We start from the raw sequence: 6147 nt of genomic DNA, 5'->3' as shown, positions 1-6147 counted from the left end.
ATGCGGAACCCCGCGATAAATAAGAGGTTATCGTCATCATTTGCCACTGGCTCCACGTTAATGCATAAAGGTGATGCATGAATAAAGCGCGCTCACGCCGCAAAACATGCCGCACGTATACGTATCCTCCGCCATACGATTGCCATTACTCCACGTTACCCCGTGAGTATAGGAAGCGATCGGGCAAGTTGAAAGCTAACATCCGCATCTGTCATCAATTTGTCTTTGTGTCTGAATACCGGCATTTTTGCTGTCAGAATTTGTCAGAACTTTCTATTGTTATGACACAGCGTAATTATTATAGCTGTGCTATACACAATAGATTCCGGCCACCAATGTATTTGACGAATCTGATATTCATCATCCACACGTTCAACGCTGTATAAAGGGATTTATGGCCAATATTGTTTTACTCGAGGATGAGCAAGATCTGCGCGATGAAATGGGCGCCTTCCTACGAGCCTGCGGGCATGTGGTGACAACGGCTGCCACCTGCGCCGATTTTTCCCCGCTGATCCCCCAAATAGGGATAGCCATTATTGATATTAATCTGCCCGACGGCAGCGGATTTGATATGGCTGCCCATGTGCGGCAACAAAAAGCGACTGCCGGCATTATTATACTGACCGCTCGCCTGAGCACCGAAGATAAACTGCGCGGTTTATACGGTGGTGCTGATCACTACCTGACCAAACCCATTAAGCTCTTAGAACTGACTGCCATTATTGACTCACTTAGCCGCAGAATTGGCGATAATTCCGAATGGTATATTAATTCCCAGCAGCAATATTTACGCGGCCCCAACGGGGAGCAAACCGAAATTTCTGCCGCAGAGATGACTATCTTACAGTTACTCGCCGCCAACCCGCATAAAATTGTCAGTCGTAAGCAAATTGTCGAAGCATTTGGCTATGCTTGGCTCGATTATGATCTGCGCCGTTTAGATACGCTAATCAGCCGTTTCCGTCGCCGCTGGCGCGAGCACTGTACTACAGAATTACCACTAAAAACGGCACACCGCGATGGTTACCGTTTCAGTGCTCCGCTAAAAATCGATGAGATGAGTAGGTAGCCAAATGCCCCCAAAACCATATCTACTCTACGTGCTACAAATCGCGTTTCTCATGAGCAGTATGCTGTTGTGCTCAATGCCAGCACGCGCCGTTTTTTTATCTGACCAGTCAAAAATATCTTTGGCCGGCCAATTACACTTTCTACCTGATCCCCAAGAGCGCTATACCCCAGAGCAGATCCAACAACCGGCGCTGCAACAGAAGTTCACTCAACTAAAATGCATGCCAGACTTTGGCTATCAGTAAGGAGCTATTTGGTTACGGCTTGATATTCAGCGGGGCCCTTTTTCACCCGAAGTCATCTGGCTTGAACTTAATTCCCCATTTTTGGATGAAGCGATTTTGTACTCCCCTGATAAATTTGGAAAATTAACCGCACAAGTATCAGGTGATCACCACTCATTATCACAGCGTAATATTCTTTACCGCAGCCCCGTATTTCGCCTGCAAATTCCAGAAGAGAGTATGCAAACCTACTATCTGCGGATTAAAGGTAATAACAGCCTCTCATTTAGTATGTATCTTTGGACACCTGAGACGTTCGTGGGTGCTGCCGGGTTAGAGCAACTAGCAATGGGGCTATTTTTAGCCGTGCATCTTATTCTTATCATCACCAATATCTGGTTTTATCAGGCCACCCGCGATACTAGCTATGCATGGTTTGTGTTGTTTACCTCTTGCAATTTACTCACATCAGCGAGTGCAGAAGGTTACGGTTATCTCTATATTCCATGGTTACAAAGCTACCCTGCCGTGAATGAAACCATCATGATCACCAGCTGGATGTTTTCACCGGTATTTGGAACTCTGTTTTTGTTTCACTATTTAGGTCTACTTTCTGGCCAGCATGCGCGCGTATTTAGAGGGTTCATTACTTTATCGATTATTATTGCCTCGATCTCATGCCTATTAACACTCGGCACGAAAGAGTTAAGCCACACGGTTAGACCCTTCTATCAGCTCTGGTCTTTATTTTGTAGCGTACTCGTTTTTTTGTTCACTCTAATGCGCTGTATCAAAAAGAAAAATAATCAGTTTCGTACCGAAGCACAAATTATTCTCATTGGTATGCTACCTTACTGGGTAGCGCTATTTATGCGTTTCATGCGTAATTTGAGCCTGATTCCCCCCAGTGTTTGGGCCGATAATGGTTACTATATGACCATGATCTCTTATCTTTTGGTGATGAATTATGCGCTTAGCCGCCACTATCTAGCCCTACGTACCGCAAAAGAGCGCGCTCAGGCAAAAGCCCTCTCTTTATCGAAACAATCAGAGCGGATATTGGAAGCACGGGTAGAGAAACGAACGCGGGAATTGAATGTAGCGCTCAAAAAAATAGAACAATCTTTGGCGTTAGAAAAACGAGTACAGCAAGAACAACAACAATTTTTTGCTACCGTATCGCATGAACTCCGCACGCCTTTAGCCGTGATTGATATTACCGCCCAAAACCTTGCGCGCAGCACCTCTTTGGAGGACCAAGCAACACAAGAACGGTATAAAAAAATCTTACGTGCAACAACACGCCTAACATCTCTACTCGAAAATTGTTTACGAGAAGATAAATTTGTACTGCTGCACAGTGGGATAAACTACCAACCCTGCTCACTACCTGATTTGCTATATGACGCCGCAGAAGCCTGCCAGATGATTGCAGATAAACACCAGATTATTGTCGATAGCCACGCGCTTCCACACACCTTCATCTGTGATCTTGAGCTAACCCGTTTAGCATTACGCACCCTTGCCGATAATGCCATTAAATATACCCCTGTCGGCTCAACCGTGATTTTACGCGGGCAAAAAACCCGTAGCGGCGTTGAAATACAGGTTATCGATAACGGGTATGGTATTACCGAGTCAGAGCGTGAGCAGATCTTCCAGCGCTATTACCGCGGGCTACAAAGCCAGCAACAAGCGGGAACCGGATTGGGGTTGCCGCAAGCCAGAGACATGATTGAACGGCAAGGGGGTACGGTAATACTTGATACCCAATGGCATGCTCAGGGCGCTTGTTTTACCGTGTACTTGCCTGATCATCCGTTGACGCAGCAGTACCCAGCGGGTGAGAAATTAAGCACAATTTAAGGCGCGGCCTGTAATCCAAGCATGATCTGATCAACCACCGCCAGTAAAGGCGCTTGATCCGTATGGCATTTTGCAACCGTAACCAACCCTTGAATGCCCACCAGCAGATACAGTGTCAGCGTATAAATATCGCTTGCAGCAGGCAGTTGCCCACACGTTTGTGCCTGCGTCAGCGTATCGGCCAGATCGTGCTCCATGTGCTGATAGATCGCCGCCAAATGGCTATACACTTCAGCATCTTGCCCACCAAGTTCCAACAATGTACGAGTAACCAAGCACGTACCGTGCGCGGTTTCAGCCACAATGTATTGCAAGTAAGCACGGATCCCGTCTAGCGGAGTATGTGCCGAGAGTAAATCACGCCGAAAACGGCTGCGTTCGGCCACATAATGCTCAACGGCCGCCAGCAATAATCCGCGTTTATTACCAAATGCTGCATAAATACTGCCCGGATGCAGGCCGGTTGCCGCAACTAACTGCTGCATGGTGGTTTTCGCATACCCGTGCGAACGAAATGCTTCCATGGCCTGCTGTAGAACACTGTTGCGATCAAACTCTGCACTGCGCATCCGCTCTATATCCTCATATTTAACCTATGCCACCGACCCTGCACGCAACTCATCGTCAACGTTGCCACAGTCTACTGCATTCGCCCGCTTCCAACCAAACATTCTTGAACGATCATTCAAAATAAGCTTGCAATGCAGCTCAAAAAGTTCTTGAATAAGCGTTCAAGAATAACAACACACGAGTACACACCATGAAAACATTAATGCAACCGTACGCACTTAATACAACACTAACACTGGCTAACCGGTTCGTTATGGCTCCCTTGACCCGCTGCATGGCAGATCAAAACTTAGTGCCAACCCAGCAGATTGCCGATTACTATGCACGCCGTGCCGATGTGGGTCTGTTGATCTCTGAAGGTGTCATCATCCGCCCTGATGCGCAGGGTTACCCGAATACACCGGGGTTATTTACCGACGCACAAATTGCCGGATGGAAAAATGTCACCGATGCAGTACATGCCAAAAAGGGCAAAATTTTTGCGCAGTTATGGCATGTAGGGCGGGTATCGCACAGCCATTTTCACGGACAAACGCCAGTAGCACCGTCTGCCATTGCGTTGGAAGGCACTCTTCCGCGGATGCGTGAACTGAGCTATCCGGTGCCGCGTGCCCTGAGCATCACTGAAATTGCCGAGGTGACTGAACAATTTGCACAAGCTGCAGAAAATGCAATGAAAGCCGGTTTTGATGGTGTAGAGATCCACGGTGCAAACGGCTATTTAATCGACCAATTTTTACACTATAGCAGCAACAGCCGTACTGATGAGTATGGGCAAACCCCTGAAAATATGAGCCGTTTTGCACTCGGGGTAGTTGATGCTATCAGTGCGCGTATTGGTGGTGAACGTGTAGGTTTGCGGGTATCACCAGGCGCCTATGTGCATCTGACCGGTGACAAACGTGATCGCGCAGTTTTCGATTACCTGCTGAGCCAACTCAATCAGCGCACGCTGGCGTATGTACATGCCGGTATTTTTGATGACAGTATCACCTTTGACTATCTTGACGGCCAAGTCAGTGACTACCTGCGCAGCCATTATCAAGGTAATCTTGTCGGTGTTGGTGGCCTGACACCTGACAGTGCAACCACTGCCATTAAAGCCTCTCGGTTTGATTTGGCTGCCATTGGCCGCCCGCTGATTGCTAACCCGGATTATATCCAGCGGGTTGAACAGCAATTGCCGCTTAAAACCTATCATGAGTCTATGCTGACCGAACTGGTTTAATCGGCTTTTTACCTCGATTGGTTTTTTATCTCGATGGTATTGTGGCTCTGCTTATATTACCGCCCTGCGTGTACTGCAACTCTACGATGAATCTGCAGTTTCAGCTTGCGCGGTATGGCAGAGCCGTCATACACCACACAACAAAACCATACTGTTCACCGTTATTTTAATCACTCTATTTGCCATATATGCTTAACAAACTTGCCACGTCAGCGTTGGCCAGCACTGCTCTTTTGCTACTTGCTGTAAAACTTTTGAGGGATTAATCACATACGGATGTTCAACCGCATGCAGCATCGGCAGATCATTGTGTGAATCACTGTACCCATAGCTATCAGCCCAAACATCAGGGTTATTAGGCCATAAACTGGCTGCCAATTGATCAATTCGCGCGACCTTTCCCTGCCGAAAACTGAATGTTCCACAGGTATTGCCTGTCAGTACGCCAGCCTGTTCATCCAGTAAAATAGCCACACAGTGGTCAATGCCCAGTATGCGAGCAACCGGTGAAACCAAGTGCTCACCAGAGGCTGAGATCAGCACCACTGTATCGCCGCGCTGCTGATGCCAGTTCACCCGCGCAATACCATCAGCATACAAACGCGATTTTAGTTGTTGATTGGCAAAGTGCTGGCAGTGCGTATTAAGCCACTGACGTGTCCGGCCGACCAGCGGTTGTAGTGTCATTGCCATATAGTGCGCCATATCAAGTGTTCCTTGATGATATTCAGCCATCAGCGCTTGTTCTTTAAGTAGCAATTCCGGCTCAGCCAAACCGTGTTCGACCATATAAGCTAACCATAAGCTGGCAGAATCTCCGGCCAGTAATGTTTCATCTAAATCAAATAACGCCAGTGCCATTAGTCACTACTCCTTATGCGCCTCAAACCAAACACCACTCTTTTTGCGGGATATATTTTAAACGCTATCTGTTGCAAATAGATGATGACTTTGCCGTGGCAGATAAACTCTCATAACAATACGGGCCTACACGGTACTTATTCGTACACTGCAGGCCCGTATTTTACTAACTCTCTATATTGATCTCGTTATAACAAGCTGATCTCGTGATACAAGGCTCATCAGGTTATACAAAGTGGTTAACGCCAGAGTGTTCCACTTCATTAACCAATGGTCATATTATCCAATGGTCATATTATCCAATGGTCATATTATCCAATGGTC

The 6147-nt window shown here is 47.1% G+C and carries 6 protein-coding genes; 4 read left to right on the top strand and 2 right to left on the bottom strand.

Features of this window, described 5'->3' with window-relative positions; genetic code table 11:
• The first annotated feature begins 394 nt into the window (after nucleotides 1-394).
• From ACRC27_RS06810 to ACRC27_RS06800, 3 genes are read left to right on the top strand one after another with little or no spacing between them, the layout of a single operon-like run.
• Nucleotides 395-1072, top strand: a complete 678-nt coding sequence (locus tag ACRC27_RS06810; protein WP_438631523.1) for a response regulator transcription factor — start codon at nucleotides 395-397, stop codon at nucleotides 1070-1072.
• Nucleotides 1073-1124: 52 nt separating this feature from the next.
• Entirely contained in the window at nucleotides 1125-1319 is a 195-nt protein-coding gene (locus ACRC27_RS06805; RefSeq protein WP_438639491.1) for a hypothetical protein, read from the top strand.
• 6 nt (nucleotides 1320-1325) lie between these two features.
• Complete coding sequence (locus ACRC27_RS06800) at nucleotides 1326-3164, top strand: sensor histidine kinase (RefSeq protein WP_438639492.1); 1839 nt, start codon at nucleotides 1326-1328, stop codon at nucleotides 3162-3164.
• On the opposite strand, the gene ACRC27_RS06795 is transcribed toward ACRC27_RS06800, so the two are convergent.
• On the bottom strand, nucleotides 3161-3733 hold the full coding sequence (locus ACRC27_RS06795; protein ID WP_438639490.1) for a TetR/AcrR family transcriptional regulator: 573 nt from the start codon (nucleotides 3731-3733) through the stop codon (nucleotides 3161-3163). The two genes, ACRC27_RS06800 and ACRC27_RS06795, sit on opposite strands and share 4 nt — an antisense overlap.
• Before the next feature lie 191 nt (nucleotides 3734-3924).
• Between ACRC27_RS06795 and ACRC27_RS06790 the strand changes: the two genes are divergently transcribed.
• Complete coding sequence (locus tag ACRC27_RS06790) at nucleotides 3925-4962, top strand: alkene reductase (protein WP_438639489.1); 1038 nt, start codon at nucleotides 3925-3927, stop codon at nucleotides 4960-4962.
• A 192-nt stretch (nucleotides 4963-5154) separates the two neighbouring features.
• On the opposite strand, the gene ACRC27_RS06785 is transcribed toward ACRC27_RS06790, so the two are convergent.
• Entirely contained in the window at nucleotides 5155-5823 is a 669-nt protein-coding gene (locus tag ACRC27_RS06785; RefSeq protein ID WP_438639488.1) for an HAD family hydrolase, read from the bottom strand.
• Nucleotides 5824-6147 lie beyond the last annotated feature (324 nt).

The organism is Plesiomonas sp., assembly GCF_051650925.1.
Lineage (GTDB): Bacteria > Pseudomonadota > Gammaproteobacteria > Enterobacterales > CAMTGL01 > Plesiomonas.
The sequence above is the reverse complement of the archived record's forward strand: the minus strand, read 5'-3'. Positions and strand labels throughout refer to the sequence as shown.